At 71.5% G+C, this 17,993-nt stretch carries 14 protein-coding genes; all 14 read left to right on the top strand.

Annotated elements, in window-relative coordinates:
- Positions 1-139 precede the first annotated feature (139 nt).
- Entirely contained in the window at positions 140-2,776 is a 2,637-nt protein-coding gene (locus PV342_RS39980; protein ID WP_018556570.1) for a valine--tRNA ligase, read from the top strand.
- A gap of 127 nt (positions 2,777-2,903) precedes the next feature.
- Positions 2,904-4,388 carry a bifunctional tetrahydrofolate synthase/dihydrofolate synthase gene (gene folC, locus PV342_RS39975; protein ID WP_400801778.1) on the top strand — a complete coding sequence of 495 codons (1,485 nt, stop codon included), beginning with the start codon at positions 2,904-2,906 and terminating at the stop codon, positions 4,386-4,388.
- 24 nt (positions 4,389-4,412) lie between these two features.
- Complete coding sequence (locus PV342_RS39970) at positions 4,413-4,748, top strand: DUF4233 domain-containing protein (RefSeq protein WP_400801494.1); 336 nt, start codon at positions 4,413-4,415, stop codon at positions 4,746-4,748.
- A 95-nt stretch (positions 4,749-4,843) separates the two neighbouring features.
- Positions 4,844-5,257, top strand: coding sequence for a nucleoside-diphosphate kinase (ndk, locus tag PV342_RS39965; RefSeq protein ID WP_361012860.1), 414 nt, complete (start codon positions 4,844-4,846; stop codon positions 5,255-5,257).
- 315 nt (positions 5,258-5,572) lie between these two features.
- Positions 5,573-6,592 carry a rod shape-determining protein gene (locus PV342_RS39960; protein ID WP_026250531.1) on the top strand — a complete coding sequence of 340 codons (1,020 nt, stop codon included), beginning with the start codon at positions 5,573-5,575 and terminating at the stop codon, positions 6,590-6,592.
- Between the two features lie 122 nt (positions 6,593-6,714).
- Positions 6,715-7,662: a rod shape-determining protein MreC gene (gene mreC, locus PV342_RS39955; protein WP_018556575.1), complete on the top strand. Its 948-nt coding sequence runs from the start codon at positions 6,715-6,717 to the stop codon at positions 7,660-7,662.
- Positions 7,659-8,267: a rod shape-determining protein MreD gene (gene mreD / locus PV342_RS39950; RefSeq protein WP_018556576.1), complete on the top strand. Its 609-nt coding sequence runs from the start codon at positions 7,659-7,661 to the stop codon at positions 8,265-8,267. Before mreC ends, mreD begins: the two co-directional genes overlap by 4 nt.
- Positions 8,264-10,474 (top strand): penicillin-binding protein 2, encoded by a 2,211-nt coding sequence (mrdA, locus tag PV342_RS39945; protein ID WP_386991110.1) that lies wholly within the window; start codon positions 8,264-8,266, stop codon positions 10,472-10,474. The genes mreD and mrdA overlap by 4 nt, the downstream gene beginning before the upstream one ends.
- Positions 10,471-11,667, top strand: a complete 1,197-nt coding sequence (rodA, locus tag PV342_RS39940) for a rod shape-determining protein RodA (RefSeq protein ID WP_018556578.1) — start codon at positions 10,471-10,473, stop codon at positions 11,665-11,667. The genes mrdA and rodA overlap by 4 nt, the downstream gene beginning before the upstream one ends.
- Before the next feature lie 60 nt (positions 11,668-11,727).
- A complete protein-coding gene (locus PV342_RS39935) occupies positions 11,728-13,263 on the top strand; it encodes a CYTH and CHAD domain-containing protein (protein ID WP_500321059.1) in 1,536 nt (511 codons plus the stop codon).
- A gap of 115 nt (positions 13,264-13,378) precedes the next feature.
- On the top strand, positions 13,379-15,304 hold the full coding sequence (locus tag PV342_RS39930) for a TIGR03960 family B12-binding radical SAM protein (protein ID WP_018556580.1): 1,926 nt from the start codon (positions 13,379-13,381) through the stop codon (positions 15,302-15,304).
- Positions 15,305-16,241: 937 nt separating this feature from the next.
- Complete coding sequence (locus PV342_RS39925; protein ID WP_500321058.1) at positions 16,242-16,616, top strand: hypothetical protein; 375 nt, start codon at positions 16,242-16,244, stop codon at positions 16,614-16,616.
- A 102-nt stretch (positions 16,617-16,718) separates the two neighbouring features.
- The gene (locus PV342_RS39920) at positions 16,719-17,492 is read left to right on the top strand and encodes a TIGR03936 family radical SAM-associated protein (protein ID WP_386991117.1); all 774 of its coding nucleotides are present in this window, start codon (positions 16,719-16,721) and stop codon (positions 17,490-17,492) included.
- Between the two features lie 218 nt (positions 17,493-17,710).
- Positions 17,711-17,993: hypothetical protein (locus PV342_RS39915; protein ID WP_500321055.1), on the top strand; the 283-nt coding region annotated here is incomplete at its 3' end.

The raw sequence follows: 17,993 nt of genomic DNA, 5'->3' as shown, positions 1-17,993 counted from the left end.
ACCCGGGTCCGCGCGGCGCGGGCGCCCCCCGGCCGGCCCTCGCGGCGGGCGCGCCTGCGCCGGTGCCCGGGGGCCGCCTCTCGCGCCCGGGCACCGGCGGATTCGTTAGGGGGCCCGCCCCGCCCGTAAACTGAGCGCCGTGACCGACAACACTCAGCAGGCCGCCGCGAGCGGGCCGAACAGCGCGACCCCCGAACTGCCGACCCAGTACGCGCCGGCCGAGGTAGAGGGGCCCCTGTACGAGCGCTGGGTAGAGCGCGGTTACTTCGAGGCCGACGCCAAGAGCGACAAGAAGCCGTACACCATCGTCATCCCGCCGCCGAACGTCACCGGCAGCCTCCACCTGGGCCACGCCTTCCAGCACACGCTGATGGACGCCCTCACCCGCCGCAAGCGGATGCAGGGCTACGAGGCGCTGTGGCTGCCCGGCATGGACCACGCCGGCATCGCCACGCAGAACAAGGTCGAGCAGCAGCTCGCCGAGGAGGGCAAGTCCCGGCAGGACCTGGGCCGCGAGGCCTTCGTCGAGCGCGTGTGGCAGTGGAAGGAGGAGTACGGCGGCAGGATCCTCGGCCAGATGCGCCGCCTCGGCGACGGCGTCGACTGGTCGCGCGAGCGTTTCACCATGGACGAGGGCCTCTCCCGCGCCGTCCAGACGATCTTCAAGAAGCTCTACGACGACGGTCTGATCTACCGCGCCGAGCGCATCATCAACTGGTGCCCGCGCTGCCTGACCGCGATCTCCGACATCGAGGTCGAGCACGAGGACCGGGACGGCGAGCTGGTCTCGATCCGCTACGGCGACGGCGAGAACTCCATCGTCGTGGCCACCACCCGGGCCGAGACGATGCTCGGTGACACGGCCGTCGCCGTCCACCCGGACGACGAGCGCTACCGGCACCTGGTCGGCACCGAGATCGACCTGCCGCTCACCGACCGCCGGATCCCGGTCGTCGCCGACGAGCACGTCGACCCGGAGTTCGGCACCGGCGCCGTCAAGGTGACCCCGGCGCACGACCCCAACGACTTCGAGATCGGCCGGCGCCACAACCTGCCGTCCCTGACGATCATGGACGAGCGCGCACGGATCACCGTCCACGGCCCCTTCCAGGACATGGACCGCCTCGAGGCGCGTGACGCCGTGGTCGGCGCGCTGCGCTCGCAGGGCCGGATCGTCGCGGAGAAGCGGCCGTACGTCCACGCGGTGGGCCACTGCTCCCGCTGCAGGACGATCGTCGAGCCGCGGCTGTCGCTGCAGTGGTGGGTCAACGTCGACCCGCTCGCGCGGGCCGCCGGCGACGCGGTCCGCGACGGGCGGGTGAAGATCCACCCGCAGGAGATGTCCGGCCGCTACTTCCAGTGGGTCGACAACATGCACGACTGGTGCATCTCGCGCCAGCTGTGGTGGGGCCACCGCATCCCGGTCTGGTACGGCCCGGACGGCGAGACCGTCTGCGTCGGCCCGGACGAGCAGCCGCCCGCCGGCGAGGGCTGGACGCAGGACACCGACGTCCTGGACACCTGGTTCTCCTCCGGCCTGTGGCCGTTCTCCACCCTGGGCTGGCCGGACCGCACCGCGGACCTCGAGAAGTTCTACCCGACCGACGTCCTGCTGACCGGCCACGACATCATCTTCTTCTGGGTCGCCCGGATGATGATGTTCGGCCTGTACGCCATGGACGGCCAGGCCCCCTTCCACACCATCGCCCTCACCGGCCTGGTGCGCGACGAGCGCGGCAAGAAGATGTCCAAGTCCTTCGGCAACGTCGTGGACCCGCTGGACTGGATGGACAAGTACGGCTCCGACGCGCTGCGCTTCACCCTCGCCCGCGGTGCCAACCCCGGCACCGACGTGCCGATCGGTGAGGACTGGGTCCAGGGCGCCCGCAACTTCACCAACAAGATCTGGAACGCCACGCGCTTCGCGCTGATGAACGGCGCCACGGTCGAGGGCGAACTGCCCGCGCCCGAGGAGATGTCGGCCACCGACCGCTGGATCCTGTCCCGGCTGAACGCCACGGTCGCCGAGACCGACGCGCTCTACGACGACTACCAGTTCGCCAAGCTCAGCGACGCCCTCTTCCACTTCGCGTGGGACGAGGTCTTCGACTGGTACGTCGAACTGTCCAAGACCACCTTCCTCGCGGGCGGCCGCCCGGCCGAGGTCTCCCGGCGCGTGCTGGGCGAGGTCCTGGACAAGCTGCTGCGGCTGCTGCACCCGGTGGTCCCCTTCGTCACCGAGACGCTGTGGACCACGCTCACCGGGCGCGAGTCGGTCGTCGTCGCCGACTGGCCGGCCGACTCCGGCTTCCGCGACGCGGTCGCCGAGCAGGAGATCGCGGCGGTGCAGTCGCTGGTCACCGAGGTCCGCAGGTTCCGCGCCGACCAGGGCCTGCAGCCGGGCCAGAAGGTCCCGGCCCGGCTCGACCTCGGCTCCACCGGCCTGGAGGCCCACGAGGCCGCGGTCCGCCAGCTGCTGCGCCTGCAGCCGGAGGGCGAGGCCTTCACCGCGACGGCGACCCTCCCGGTCGCGGGCGCGACGGTCGCGCTGGACCTCTCCGGGACGATCGACGTCGACGCGGAGCGGAAGCGGCTGGCGAAGGACCTGGCCGCGGCCGAGAAGGAGAAGGCGCAGGCCACGGCGAAGCTGGGCAACGAGGCGTTCCTGGCGAAGGCGCCGGAACCGGTCGTCGCCAAGATCCGCACCCGCCTGGAGGCGGCCGAGGCGGACATCGCCCGCATCACCGCGCAGCTGTCCTCGCTGCCGCAGGGCTGACGCGCCGGGGGTGGGCAGGCGTGAACGCCTGCCCACAACCCGGATCTACCCGGCCGCTTCGTACAATGTGGTCGTGAGCAACCCGCGCCCCGAGAACGACGAGCCCCTTTCCGATCCGCTGGCCGCGATGGGTCTGGGCGGCGACGAGGACGAAGCCGACACCGACCCCGGCCGCGAGGCCGACCTGGCGGTGATCGAGGCGGGCAGCCGTACCCTCCGGGCCGGGGGACCGGTGCCGCAGGACGACGGCGTCCCGGCCCGCCCCACCGACCCGGAGGTCGACAGGGCCCTGCGCGAGGTCGAGGCGGAGCTCGCCGGCCGCTGGCCGGAGACGAAGCTGGAGCCGTCCCTGGACCGGATGACCGCGCTGATGGACATCCTGGGCGAGCCGCAGCGCTCCTACCCCTCGATCCACATCACCGGCACCAATGGCAAGACCAGCACCGCACGCATGATCGAGCAGCTGCTGCTCGCCTTCGACCTGCGCACCGGGCGCTACACCAGCCCGCACGTGCAGTCCGTCACCGAGCGGATCAGCCTCGACGGAAGGCCGATCGCGCCGGAGAGGTTCATCGAGACGTACGGCGACCTCAAGCCGTACGTGGAGATGGTGGACGCCTCCCAGCCGTACCGGATGTCGTTCTTCGAGGTGCTGACCGGCATGGCGTACGCCGCCTTCGCCGACGCCCCGGTGGACGTGGCCGTCGTCGAGGTCGGCATGGGCGGCAGCTGGGACGCGACCAACGTGGTCGACGGCACAGTCGCCGTCGTGACCCCGATCGACCTGGACCACACCGACCGCCTGGGCGAGACGGCCGGCGAGATCGCGGTGGAGAAGAGCGGGATCGTCAAGAAGGACGCCACCGCCGTGCTGGCCCAGCAGCCCGTGGAGGCGGCCCAGGTGCTGCTGAAGCGGGCCGTCGAGGTGGACGCGACGGTCGCCCGGGAGGGCATGGAGTTCGGCGTCGCGCACCGCGAGGTGGCCGTCGGCGGGCAGATGCTGACCCTGCGCGGCCTGGGCGGGGAGTACGAGCAGGTCTTCCTGCCGCTGCACGGTGAGCACCAGGCCCACAACGCGGCCGTGGCGCTCGCCGCGGTGGAGGCGTTCTTCGGCATCGGCACGCTGCACGCCCGCACCCTCGACGTGGACACCGTGCGCACCGCCTTCGCCAACGTCAGCTCGCCGGGCCGGCTGGAGGTCGTGCGCCGCAGCCCCACCGTGGTGCTGGACGCGGCGCACAACCCGGCGGGTGCCCGGGCGGCGGCCGGCGCGGTGGGGGAGGCCTTCGGCTTCACGCACCTGGTGGGCGTGGTCGGGACGAGCGGCGACAAGGACGTACGGGGCCTGCTGGAGGCCTTCGAGCCGGTCTTCGCCGAGGTCGTGGTGACCCAGAACTCCACCCACCGCGCGATGGACGTGGACGAGCTGGCCGCGCTGGCGGTCGAGGTCTTCGGCGACGACCGCGTGCAGGTCGAGCCCCGGCTGGACGACGCCATCGAGGCGGCCGTCACGCTCGCCGAGGAGCAGGGGGAGTACTCCGGTTCCGGGGTACTGATCACCGGTTCGGTGATCACCGTGGGAGAGGCCCGGCTGCTGCTGGGCCGCAAGTGACGAGCGGGAAGCGAAGCCAAGCGGATGCGGACCCTGTGCGCGAGCACCCTGATCGGTGAGTTCTTCGTGATCGGCTTCGCCGGTCTGGTGGCGATGAAGCAGCCGGAGCTGACCGCCGGCACGGTGTGGACGGTCAGCGGCATCGCCATGGTCCTGTGCGTACTGCTGTGCGGCATGCTGGGGCGGCGCGGCGGGCTGGCCGTCGGCTGGCTGCTGCAGGCCGGGCTGATCGCGAGCGGCTTCGTCGTCCCGGTGATGTTCTTCCTCGGCGTGGTCTTCGCCGGGCTGTGGTGGGCCGCCGTCCACTTCGGCCGGAAGGTCGACGAGGCCAAGGCGGCGCGTGCCGCGCAGCCGGCCTGACCGTACGGCTGGCACCCGGGCCGAGGGGGTGCCGTGGGTCCCGGGGATCACCGGTAATGTCGTCGTACCCGCACCCCGCACATAGGAGTCACACCGTGTCCCAGCGCACCCTCGTCCTTCTCAAGCCGGACGCCGTTCGTCGTGGCCTGGTCGGCGAGATCCTCGGCCGCATCGAGCGCAAGGCGGGCTGGAGCATCACCGCGCTGGAGCTGCGCACGCTCGACCGCGCCCTCCTCGAGCAGCACTACGCCGAGCACGTCGGCCGGCCGTTCTACGAGCCGCTGGTCGAGTTCATGGCCTCCGGTCCCGTCGTCGCGCTGGTCGTCTCCGGGGAGCGGGTCATCGAGGGGCTGCGCGCGCTGGCCGGCCCGACCGACCCGATCGCCGCCGCCCCCGGTTCGATCCGCGGAGACTTCGGCACCATCGTCCGGGAGAACCTGATCCACGCCTCGGACTCCGAGGAGTCCGCCGAGCGGGAGATCAAGATCTTCTTCCCCGGCCTGGCCTGATCCTGCGCTCCAGTTCGCCCCGAATTCGCCGCTGACGCCCGATCAGCTCAACGGGCGGCCGGAAATTTCCCGGCCGCCCGAAGGCATATGCCGGGGGTTCGGGGGAACCAATTCCGCCGACACGGCGTCACCATTGCAGAGGACAGCTGTGTGTTCTGATGACAATGGCGGCGGAACCCTGACCCCGTGCCGCGTCGGGCGCGACTACGATGGAATCTCCGCTCCTCCGGCTCGGCGCACAGCAGCGCATCCGCCGTGCTCACCCCCACATCGCTCCAGCTCGGGAAGGCCAGACGTATCCTCATGGCGAACAACATGTCGTTCATCGGCCGTGACATGGCTGTCGACCTCGGCACCGCCAACACGCTGGTGTACGTCAGGGGTCGCGGGATCGTCCTCAACGAGCCGTCCGTCGTCGCCATCAACACCAATACCGGCGGCATCCTGGCGGTCGGCTCCGAAGCGAAGAAGATGATCGGCCGGACCCCCGGCAACATCGTCGCGGTCCGTCCTCTCAAGGACGGGGTGATCGCCGACTTCGAGATCACCGAGCGCATGCTGCGCTACTTCATCCTCAAGATCCACAAGCGTCGCTACCTGGCACGACCCCGTGTCGTGGTCTGTGTCCCCTCCGGCATCACCGGTGTCGAGCGCCGCGCCGTCATCGAGGCCGCCACCCAGGCCGGCGCGCGCCAGGTGCACATCATCGAGGAGCCCATGGCCGCCGCGATCGGTGCCGGGCTCCCCGTCCACGAGGCGACCGGCAACATGGTCGTCGACATCGGCGGCGGCACCACCGAGGTCGCGGTCATCTCGCTCGGCGGCATCGTCACCGCGCAGTCCATCAGGGTGGCCGGCGACGAGTTGGACAACGCGATCATCCAGCACATCAAGAAGGAGTACAGCCTCCTGCTGGGCGAGCGCACCGCGGAATCGATCAAGCTCACCATCGGCTCGGCCTTCGCGGTCGACAACGAGGAGCACACCGAGATCCGCGGCCGCGACCTGGTCTCCGGCCTGCCCAAGACGGTGGTCGTCTCGGCCGCCGAGGTGCGCAAGGCGATCGAGGAGCCGGTCAACGCCATCGTCGACGCGGTCAAGACGACCCTCGACAAGTGCCCGCCCGAGCTGTCCGGCGACATCATGGACCGCGGCATCGTCCTGGCCGGCGGCGGCGCGCTGCTGCGCGGTCTGGACGAGCGGCTGCGCAACGAGACCGGCATGCCGATCCACATCGCCGAGTCCCCGCTGGACTGCGTGGCGCTCGGCGCCGGCAAGTGCGTCGAGGAGTTCGAGGCGCTGCAGCAGGTCCTGGACGCGCAGCCGCGCAGATGAGTCCTCACGTTCCGTCGTACGGGTGAAGTCCCGCCCGTACGCCGGATCGTTCTACCTCCCGGGAGGGCCCATCGGGCCCACGGGCTCACACGCTCTGACGAGGAAGGCACGGACTGGCCCCCGTGAGGGACACACGAGAGAGCCGGCTTCTGCTGGTACTGCTGGTGGCGATCGCATTCGCGCTGATCACCGTCGACATCCGCGGCGGTGAGGACTCACCGCTGGACGGCACCCGGTCCGCCGCGGCCGCCGTCTTCGGCCCCGTGGAGAACGGGGTCGCGGCCGCGGTCGATCCGGTGGACAACGCCGTGGACGCGGTGCGCGACTCCGGCGACCGCAGCAGCCGCATCAGCGAGCTGGAACGGGAGAACGCCGAGCTCAAGCAGCAGCTCGGCAGCAAGGACGTCACGCGCGAGCGGGCCCGGGAACTCGACAAGCTGCTCAAGCTCGCCGGCGCCGGCCAGTACCGCGTCAAGGGCGCGCAGGTCATCGCGATAGGAGCGGCCCAGGGCTTCTCCTGGACGGTCACCATCGACGCCGGCGCCAACGACGGCATCCAGCGCGACATGACCGTGGTCAACGGGGACGGCCTGGTCGGCCGGGTCACCACCGTCGGCCCCTCCACCTCGACCGTCCTGCTCGCCTGCGACCCGGACTTCACGGTCGGCACACGGCTGGAGAAGTCCTCCGAGCTCGGCTTCGCGACCGGCCAGGGCAACCGGCCGATGCGGGTGCAGCTCCTCAACGGCAAGGCCCACGTGAAGAAGGGCGCCCGCCTCGTCACCTTCGGCTCGCAGGCGGACAAGCCGTTCGTCCCGGGCGTGCCGGTCGGCACGGTCGTCAAGGTCGACCCCGCGGGCGGCGGCCTCACCCGTACGGTCGAGGTCACCCCGTTCGTCGGCTACACCAAGCTCGACATCGTCGGTGTCGTCGTCCAGGGCCCGCGCAAGGACCCGCGCGACTCGGTGCTGCCGGCCGGGCCCAAGCCCCTCCCGACGGTCACGGTCACCGCGACCCCGAGTGTGAACCCCTCTCAGTCCCCGCTCTACGGACAGGAGGAGGTCCGATGAAGCGCATCCTGCTCTCCACCGGCCTCGTGGTCGCCGGAATGATCCTCCAGGTGTGCGTCCTGGCCCGCCTCCACCTGCCCGGCGCCGTCCCCGACCTGCTGCTGCTCGTCGTCCTCGGTCTCGCACTGACGTACGGTCACGTGGCCGGCTGCCTCGTCGGCTTCGGCGCGGGCCTGCTCGCCGACCTCGCCCCGCCCGCCGACCACGCCGCGGGCCGCTACGCCCTCGTGCTGTGCGTCGTCGGCTACATCGCGGGCCTGGTCAAGCCCGACGGCGGCCAGTTGCGGTCGGCCACCCGGCCGATGCTGGTCGTGGTCGGCGCCGCCATCGGTTCCACGGTGCTGTACGCGGCGGTGGGCGCCCTCGTCGGCGACACCGCGGCCCAGCACGTGGGCCTGGGCAAGCTGCTGTTCACCGCCACCCTGTACGACCTGCTGCTCGCGCCGTTCACCGTGCCGTGGATCATGGCACTGGCCCGCAGGTACCAGGGCGACGCGCTCGGGGAGGACGCCTCCGGCCCCGGCTTCGGCGCCCGTATCGGCGGCCAGCGCTCGAGCCTGCTGGGCCGGGTGGGGAGCGTCGCCAAGGGGGGACGGCGGCTTTGAGCAACATCCCCGAGACGGGTCGTACGCCGCGCGTCACGATCCGGTTGGTGGTCCTGCAGATCCTCGTCCTGTCCCTGCTGTTCACCCTCGGCGGGCGGCTGTGGTTCCTGCAGATCCGCAACGGCAGCGAGTACACGGCGCAGGCCAACAGCAACAACGTCCAGGAAGTCGTCGCGCCCGCCGTCCGCGGGTCGATCCTGGACGACAAGGGAGTGGCGCTCGCCGACAACGAGACCCGGCTGGTGGTCTCCGCGAGCCGCACCGACCTGCTGAAGCAGAAGGACGACGGCAAGGCGGCGCTGACCCGGCTCGCTGGTGTGCTGCACATGAAGCCGGAAGAGGTCCTGGGCAAGGTCCGGCTCTGCGACTCGCAGACCCCCAAGCCCTGCTGGAACGGTTCGCCGTACCAGCCGATCCCCATCACCGACGAGGCCACCACCCAGCAGGCGCTGCAGATCATGGAGCGCCGCGAGGACTTCCCCGGCATCACCGCCGAGCCCACCGCGGTGCGCCGCTACACCGCGCCGTTCGGGTCCAACACCTCCCAGGTCCTCGGCTACCTCTCGCCCGTGACGGACGACGAGCTGACCGCCGCCGAGAAGAAGGGCCGCCCGCTGCTGCGCTCGGACCAGATCGGCCGCTCCGGCCTGGAGCGCACCTACGACAGCGAGCTGCGCGGCAAGGCCGGCGTGACCCGCTACGAGGTGGACAACCTCGGCCGGGTCATCGGCAAGGCGGGCGAGACCGCTGCGGAGCCCGGCAGCCATCTGGTCACCAGCATCGACGCACGCGTCCAGAGGGTCGCCGAGAAGGAACTCGACGAGGCGATGAAGGTCGCCCGGAAGACCTTCGACAAGGTGACCGGCAGCCTCTACAAGGCGGACTCCGGCGCGGTCGTCGTCATGGACGTGCACACCGGCCAGGTCATCGCGATGGCCAGCGCGCCCACGTACGACCCGAACGTGTGGGTCGGCGGCATCTCCGCCAAGGACTACGCCAAGCTGACGGGCAAGAAGTCCAACTTCCCGCTGCTCAACAGGGCCATACAGGGTCAGTCGGCCCCCGGCTCGACCTTCAAGGCGATCTCCACCTCGGCCGCCGTGAAGGCCGGCTACGACATCAACGGTCGCTACCCCTGCCCGTCGTCGATGACCATCGGCGGCCGGGTCTTCAACAACTTCGAAGGGGAGAGCGCGGGCTCCATCACCCTCGCCCACGCCCTGGAGATCTCCTGCGACACCGTCTTCTACGGCCTGTCGTACGACCAGTGGCTGAAGGACGGCGGCACCAAGCCCAAGAAGCACCCCAAGGACTGGTTCTACAAGACCGCCAAGGAGTACGGCCTCGGCTCGCTGACCGGCATCGACCTGCCCTCCGAGGTCACCGGACGAATCCCGGACCGGCAGTGGAAGCGGGACTACTACGAGGCCAACAAGGACTACTGGTGCAAGGTCGCCAAGAGCGACAAGCAGGACTACGCGAGCCAGATCGCGCGCGAGAACTGCGTCGACGGCTACGTGATGCGCGCCGGTGACTCCGTCAACTACGCCATCGGCCAGGGCGACACCCTCGTCACCCCGATCCAGATGGCCAACATCTACTCGGCCATCTCCAACGGCGGCACGCTCTACCAGCCGACCATCGGCAAGGCCGTCATCAGCGCCGACGGCAAGAAGATCACCCGCATCAAGCCGAAGGTGAACGGCAAGGCCCCGGCCACCAAGAACACGCTGAAGTACATCAACGAGGCCCTGGAGGGCGTCGTCACCCACGGTACGGCCGCGTGGCGGTTCGGCGGCTGGCCGCAGGACAAGATCCCGCTGCACGCCAAGACCGGTACCGCGGAGGTCGCCGGGAAGCAGACCACGTCGTGGTTCACGACGTACAGCAAGGACTACGCGATCGTCATGACGATCTCCCAGGGCGGTACCGGCTCCGGTGGCTCCGGCCCGGCCGTCCGCAAGATCTACGAGGCCATGTACGGCGTCCAGGAGGACGGGTCGATCGACAACAAGAAGGCGCTGCTCCCGCACCCCCTGAGCAAGCTGCCGAAGATCGACGCCGACGGCACCATCAAGATCACCAAGGCTGCCTGGGCCGACGTGCCGCAGGCGCCCGCCGCACCGCAGGACACCGTGCTGGCGGCCGCCGCACTGCCCCCGGACCGCACCGGGTACCTCCTGTCGGGCAGGAGGCACCGGTCATGAGCGCGCACAGCTACGCGGCGCGCCGCTTCACCCCCGAACGCGGCACGCTGGGCAAGCTCCTGGCCCGGGACTCGATACTGCGCCGGATGGACTGGCTGCTGCTCGGCGCCGCCCTCGCGCTGTCCCTGATCGGCACCGCGCTGGTCTTCTCCGCGACGCGCAACCGCACGGAACTCACCCACGGGGACCCGTACTACTTCCTGCTGCGGCACATGCTCAACACCGCCATCGGCTTCGCCCTCGCCGCCGGCACGGTCACCCTGGGCCACCGCCGGCTGCGCGGCGCGGTGCCGGTGCTCTACGCCATCTCGGTGCTGCTGGTGACCGCGGTGCTCACCCCGCTGGGCACCACGGTCAACGGCGCCCACGCGTGGATCGTGCTGGGCGGCGGCTTCTCGTTGCAGCCGTCCGAGTTCACCAAGATCACCATCATCCTCGGCATGGCGATGATGCTGTCCGCACGAGTGGACGCCGGCGACCGGCTCTTCCCCGACCACCGCACCGTCGCCCAGTCCCTCGGCTTCGCCATACTGCCGATGGCCATCGTCATGCTGATGCCCGACCTCGGCTCGGTCATGGTGATGGCGGTCATCGTGCTCGGCGTGCTGCTCGCCTCCGGCGCCTCCAACCGCTGGGTCCTCGGCCTGATCACGGCGGGCGCGGGCGGCGCGATCGCGGTCTGGCAGCTCGGCGTCCTGGACCAGTACCAGATCGACCGCTTCGCCGCCTTCGCCAACCCCGCGCTCGACCCGGCCGGCGTCGGCTACAACACCAACCAGGCGCGCATCGCCATCGGCTCCGGCGGGCTGCTCGGCAAGGGCCTGTTCGAGGGCAGCCAGACCACGGGGCAGTTCGTGCCCGAGCAGCAGACCGACTTCGTCTTCACCGTGGCGGGGGAGGAGCTCGGCTTCGTCGGGGCGGCCCTGATCATCGCGCTGCTGGGCCTGATCATGTGGCGCGGCTGCCGCATCGCCCGCAACGCCACCGACCTGTACGGCACGATCATCGCGGCCGGCATCGTCGCCTGGTTCGCCTTCCAGTCCTTCGAGAACATCGGCATGACCCTCGGCATCATGCCCGTGGCGGGTCTGCCGCTGCCGTTCGTCTCGTACGGCGGATCCTCGATGTTCGCGGTCTGGATCGCGATCGGGCTGCTGCAGGCCATCCATATGAAGCGGCCCATGTCCGCCTGACCCCGCCCGCCGGGTGAACGCACCATTGCGGCCGGGCGAACCCGCGATTAGGTTCCTGACATGGGGAAGCGTGTCGCGGAGACCGAGCGCAAGTACGAGGCCGCCGAGCAGACCGGTGAGCCCGATCTCGAAGGTCTGCCCGGGGTCGCGGCGGTACGCGTCCTGGAACCCGCCGAACTGGACGCCGTCTACGTCGACACGTCCGACCTGAGACTGGCCACCCACAGGATCACCCTGCGCCGCCGCACCGGCGGCGACGACGCGGGCTGGCACCTGAAGCTGCCGAGCTCGCAGGTCGACACCCGCACCGAGGTCCACGCGCCCCTGGGCAAGCAGGGCCGAAAGGGCGGCCCCAGGGTGCCCAAGCCGCTGCTCGCCGAGGTCGCCGCCATCGTCCGCGACCGGGACCTCGTCCCGGTCGTCCGGCTGCGCAACACCCGCAAGCGGGTGCACCTTGTCGACGACGCGGGCGCGCCCCTGGTGGAGATCGCCCACGACCACGTCCGGGCCACCGTCCTCGACCACGGCGACGGGGCCGAGAGCGCCTGGACCGAGGTCGAGACAGAACTCCTCGACGGCGACACCGCCCTGCTCGACGCCCTGGAGAAGCGGCTCCGCACGGCAGGGCTGCGGCGGTCGAAGTCCCCCTCCAAGCTCGCCCGCGCCCTCGGCGACCGCCTGACGGCCGCCCCCCGGCCGCCGCAACCGCCGTCCACGACCGGCACCGCCGGCGACATCGCCCTCGCCTACGTGCACGAACAGGTCGCCGCGATCATCGCCTGGGACCCGGCGGTCCGCCGCGACGAACCGGACTCCGTCCACCAGATGCGGGTCTCCACCCGCCGGCTCCGCAGCGCCTTCAAGTCCTTCCGCCGAGAACTCGACCGCGCGGTGACCGACCCCATCGGCGACGAACTCAAGTGGCTCGCCGCAGTCCTGGGCCTGGAACGCGACCGGGAGGTCCTCGCCGAACGCCTCCGCGACCGCCTGGCGGAACTGCCGGAGGAACTCGTCACGGAAGCCCTCACCGCACGCATCGGCGGTGACGCCCCCGTCCACGAGGGCGCCCGCAAGGAACTCCTGCGCGAACTGGGAGGCGGCCGCTACTTCCGCCTCCTGGACACCCTGGAGTCACTGCTCACCGACCCGCCGCTGCTCGACCGCGCCTCGGCCCCCGCGGCCCGCGCCGTCGCCAAGGCCGTGGCTCGCGACCACAAGCGGCTGCGCCGGCGCGTCGAGCCCGCCCTGGCGATGGAACCCGGCCACGAGCGCGACATCGTCCTCCACGACGCCCGCAAGGCCGCCAAGCGGGTCCGCTACAGCGGAGAGGCCGCCCAGGCCGTCCCGGCGCTGCGCAAGCCCGCCAAGAAGCACACCAAGCGCATGAAGGCCGTCCAGCAGCTGCTCGGCGAGCACCAGGACAGCGTCATCTGCCGCGACGTCGTGCTCCGCCTCGCCTCCGACGCCCGCGAGGCCGGCGAGGACACCTTCGCCTACGGCGCGCTCTACCAGCTGGAACGCGACCGCGCCGCCGCGGCCGAGCGGCAGCTGCCGAAGGACTGGCCCAAGGCCGACCGCGGCAGACTGGCAGGCTGAGCCGCCAGGGACGCCCTTCGGAGGGCACCCGGCCCGCGCCGAGCGCGGCCGGGAAGCCCTCCGTGACGCGTTACGCTGAATGGTCACCCTTGCCAGCTCACGAAAGACACCTCTGATGCCTGTCGAGTCGGTCTTCCCCCAGCTCGAGGCCCTGCTGCCGCATGTGCAGAAGCCGATCCAGTACGTCGGCGGGGAACTGAACTCCACCGTCAAGCCCTGGGACGAGTGCGACGTCCGTTGGTCCCTGATGTACCCGGACGCCTACGAGGTCGGGCTGCCCAACCAGGGCGTCATGATCCTCTACGAGGTGCTCAACGAGCGCGAGGGCGTCCTCGCGGAGCGCACGTACAGCGTGTGGCCGGACCTCGAGGCGCTGATGCGCGAGCACAACGTGCCGCAGTTCACCGTGGACGCGCACCGCCCGGTCAAGGCCTTCGACGTGTTCGGCCTCAGCTTCTCCACGGAGCTCGGCTACACCAACATGCTCACGGCCCTGGACCTCGCGGGCATCCCGCTGGAGGCCCGGGACCGCACCGAGGACGACCCCATCGTGCTCGCCGGCGGCCACGCGGCCTTCAACCCCGAGCCCATCGCGGACTTCCTGGACGCGGCCGTGATCGGCGACGGCGAGCAGGCCGTCCTGGAGATCACCGACGTGATCCGCGCCTGGAAGGCCGAGGGGCGCCCCGGCGGCCGCGACGAACTGCTGTTCCGGCTGGCGCGCACCGGCGGGGTGTACGTGCCGAGGTTCTACGACGTGGAGTACCTGGCCGACGGCCGGATCGCCCGCGTCGTCCCCAACCGCTCCGGCGTGCCGTGGCGGGTGTCCAAGCACACCGTCATGGACCTCGACGAGTGGCCGTACCCCAAGCAGCCGCTGGTCCCGCTCGCGGAGACGGTCCACGAGCGCATGTCCGTCGAGATCTTCCGCGGCTGCACCCGCGGCTGCCGCTTCTGCCAGGCCGGCATGATCACCCGCCCGGTGCGCGAGCGCAGCATCACCGGCATCGGCGAGATGGTCGACAAGGGCCTGAAGGCCACCGGGTTCGAGGAGGTCGGCCTGCTGTCGCTGTCCTCCGCCGACCACTCCGAGATTGCCGACGTCGCCAAGGGCCTCGCCGACCGGTACACGGAGGACAAGATCGGCCTGTCCCTGCCCTCCACCCGCGTCGACGCCTTCAACATCGACCTGGCCAACGAGCTGACCCGCAACGGCCGCCGGTCCGGTCTCACCTTCGCCCCCGAGGGCGGCTCCGAGCGCATCCGCAAGGTCATCAACAAGATGGTCTCGGAGGAGGACCTGATCCGCACCGTCGCCACCGCCTACGGCAACGGCTGGCGCCAGGTGAAGCTTTACTTCATGTGCGGTCTGCCCACCGAGACCGACGAGGACGTCCTGCAGATCGCCGACATGGCGAAGAACGTCATCCAGAAGGGGCGCGAGGTCACCGGCCAGAACGACATCCGCGCCACGGTGTCGATCGGCGGCTTCGTGCCCAAGCCGCACACCCCGTTCCAGTGGGCCCCGCAGCTCGGCGTCGAGGAGACCGACGCCCGCCTGGAGAAGCTGCGCGACGCCATCCGCGGCGACCGGAAGTACGGCCGCAACATCGGCTTCCGCTACCACGACGGCAAGCCGGGCATCATCGAGGGCCTGCTCTCCCGCGGCGACCGCCGCGTCGGCGCCGTGATCCGCGCCGTCTACGAGGACGGCGGCCGCTTCGACGGCTGGCGGGAGCACTTCTCCTACGACCGCTGGATCCGCATGTGCGAGAAGGCGCTCCCGGAGCAGGGTGTCGACCTCGCCTGGTACACCACGCGCGAGCGCACCTACGAGGAGGTCCTGCCCTGGGACCACCTGGACTCCGGCCTCGACAAGGACTGGCTCTGGGAGGACTGGCAGGACGCACTCGACGAGACCGAGGTCGAGGACTGCCGCTGGACGCCGTGCTTCGATTGCGGGGTGTGTCCTCAGATGGACACCCACATCCAGATCGGCCCGACGGGCAAGAAGCTGCTCCCGCTGACCGTGGTGAAGTAGCCGGGCTCGGACACGAGGCCCCCGCCGCACGGCGGGGGCCTTCGTGCGTCCGGGGGAGCGGAACGACGGTCAGTCAGGCCGGCTCTGCGGCGGGGCGGTTGACGCGGGGCGGGGGCGCGTCGTCGTCCTGCGCCGCCTGCGGGGAGGCCGGGTTCCGCCCGCGGGAGGGGGAAGGCGCGCTTCCGGGCGTACGGTTCGGGCATGCGGGAACGGGGGGACGCCGGCGGGTACGGCGGGAACGGGGACGGCTGCCTGACGGTGGCGGTCAGGATGCCGGCGCGGATCGTCGCGCTGGTGGTGGTGCTTCCGCTGCGTATCGCGTGGGACGCACTGATGGCCGCGGGCCGGGCACTGGGCCGCGCCGGGGGATGGCTGGCCCGGGTGCTGGTGGTCGTCCCGGCGGTGGCGCTGTGGCGGTATGCGCTGGCGCCGGTGGGGCGGGCCCTCGTGTGGGCGGTGCGGGGGCTGGTCCGGTACCTCGTCGTCATCCCGGCGGTGGCGCTGTGGCGGTATGCGCTGGCGCCGGTGGGGCGGGCCGTCGTGTGGCTGGTCCATGGCCTGGTCCGGTACGTGGTCGCGGTTCCGGCGGTGGCGCTGTGGCGGTACGTGCTGGCGCCGGTGGGGCGGGCCGTGGGGGTCGCCGTGGGGTGGGCGGTCTCCGTGCTGGTCGTCCTGCCGGCGGTGGCGCTGTGGCGGTATGTGCTGGTCCCGTTGGGCCGGGCGTCCGGCGCGGGGGCGCTGTGGGTGCTCCGGGCGCTGCTGGTGGCGCCCATGGCGGCGCTGTACCGCCATGTCCTGGTGCCGGTGGCCGCCGGGGCGGCGTGGCTGGCCCGGTGGGCGGTCCGGGCGCTTGTGGTGCTTCCGGCGGTCGCGCTGTGGCGGTACGTCCTGGTGCCGGTGGCCCTGGGGGGTGGCGTGGCTGGTGCGGTGGGTGGTCGTGGCGCCGCTGCTCCTGCTGTGGCGCCGGGTGCTCGTGCCGGTCGCCCGGGAGGTCCGGGACGCCGTGCTGGTGGCCTGGCGTGTGGCGGGGTATGTGTCGCGCGCCGTGGGGCGAGCGCTGAAGTGGCTGGTCACCGTGGTCCTGGTGGTTCCGGCGGCCTGGGTGTGGCGCGCTCTGGTGCTGCCGGTGTGGCGGCCGGTGAGGCGGGCGGCGGCGGAGGCGCGCCGGGCGGTGCGCGACGCGCTGGCGGCGGTGCGGGAGACCGTGCGCGGGGTGCGGGCCGATCTGCGCACCGCGCTGACCCGGGGCGCGCCGCGGCCGGTGGAGCGCGGTGGGCGCCGTGGGGAACCGGAAGGCCGGAACCCCCAGTAATCTGGAAGACGACAAGCAACCCCGTCCGGGGTTACCCGACGCACGAGGGACTGAACGACACTGGGCAAGCGACAGCCCGAAGGCCCGCCGCCCGCACCCGCGGTGCAGCGCATCCGACTGCGCTACACCAAGCGCGGCCGCCTCCGGTTCACCAGCCACCGCGACTTCCAGCGCGCATTCGAGCGGGCGCTGCGGCGCGCCGAGGTGCCCATGGCGTACTCGGCGGGTTTCACCCCGCACCCCAAGGTGTCGTACGCCAACGCCGCACCCACCGGCGTCGCGAGCGAGGCCGAGTACCTGGAGATCGCGCTCAGCGAGGCCCGTGAGCCGGAGAAGCTGCGCCTGCTGCTGGACGAGTCCCTGCCGGACGGCCTCGACGTGGTCGACGCCGTCGAGGCCCGTACCTCGGGGCTCGTCGAGCGGCTGGAGGCGTCCGTGTGGCAGCTGCGGCTGGACGGTGTGGAGCATGCCGCGGCCGAGCGGGCCGTGGCCGCGTTCCTCGCCGCGGGGGCCGTCGAGGTCCAGCGCATGACGAAGAACGGCGTGCGGACTTTCGACGCGCGCGAGGCCGTCGCCCGGCTCGAAGCGGTGGACCCGCAGGTGGCCGGGGCCCGGGAAGGTATCTTCGAACAGGGTGCCGATAGGCCGACACCAGCAGCTTGTGCGATACTGCGGCTGGTTGTTCGGCATGTGACACCTGCCGTACGACCCGACGACGTCCTGTCCGGCCTCCGTGCGGTGGCCGACCTCGCGCCGCCGGTCCCCGCTGCGGTGACCAGGCTGGCGCAGGGGCCGCTCCACGAGGAGACCGGCACGGTGACCGATCCGCTTGCGCCCGACCGCGATGCCGCGGCGGTGCCGGAGGGTTCCGCCTAGGACCGTCGTCGTTGTGCGGCCGACGCATCTGGGGAAACCCGGGTCCGGCAGCACGCATCAGACGAGACTTTCGTCGGCCCGTCAGTCCGGTGCCGACGAGCGAAACGACAGCTCCCGTGTGGCGCCCGCGCCCCCGGGCGGTGGAACCGCGAGGACGCGGACCGCCGCGAACCGGATCAGGGTGCGGCGCCCGGGAGCGTGACGGGAGATATGCCCGCATGCTCGAGCAGAACGAGCCGAACGAGGCGCCCGAGAACGGCGCCACCGAAGCCGCCTCCGGCGGCACCGACAGTGAGGCGACGGCCGCCCCGCGCCGCCGTCGCCGGGCGGCGAGCCGTCCGGCGGGTCCGCCCGCGGCCGGTGAGGCCGCTCAGGACGCGACCTCCGTGACGGCGGCCGCCGAGCCGCCGGCCATACCGGCCGAGACCCCCTCCGCCGAGGCCGAGGCCGCCCCCGCGAGGACACGCCGCCGGGCGACCCGCAAGGCCGCCGCCCCGGAGC

Source organism: Streptomyces sp. PA03-3a (assembly GCF_033792735.1).
In the GTDB taxonomy this organism is placed as follows: domain Bacteria; phylum Actinomycetota; class Actinomycetes; order Streptomycetales; family Streptomycetaceae; genus Actinacidiphila.
The sequence above is the reverse complement of the archived record's forward strand: the minus strand, read 5'-3'. Positions and strand labels throughout refer to the sequence as shown.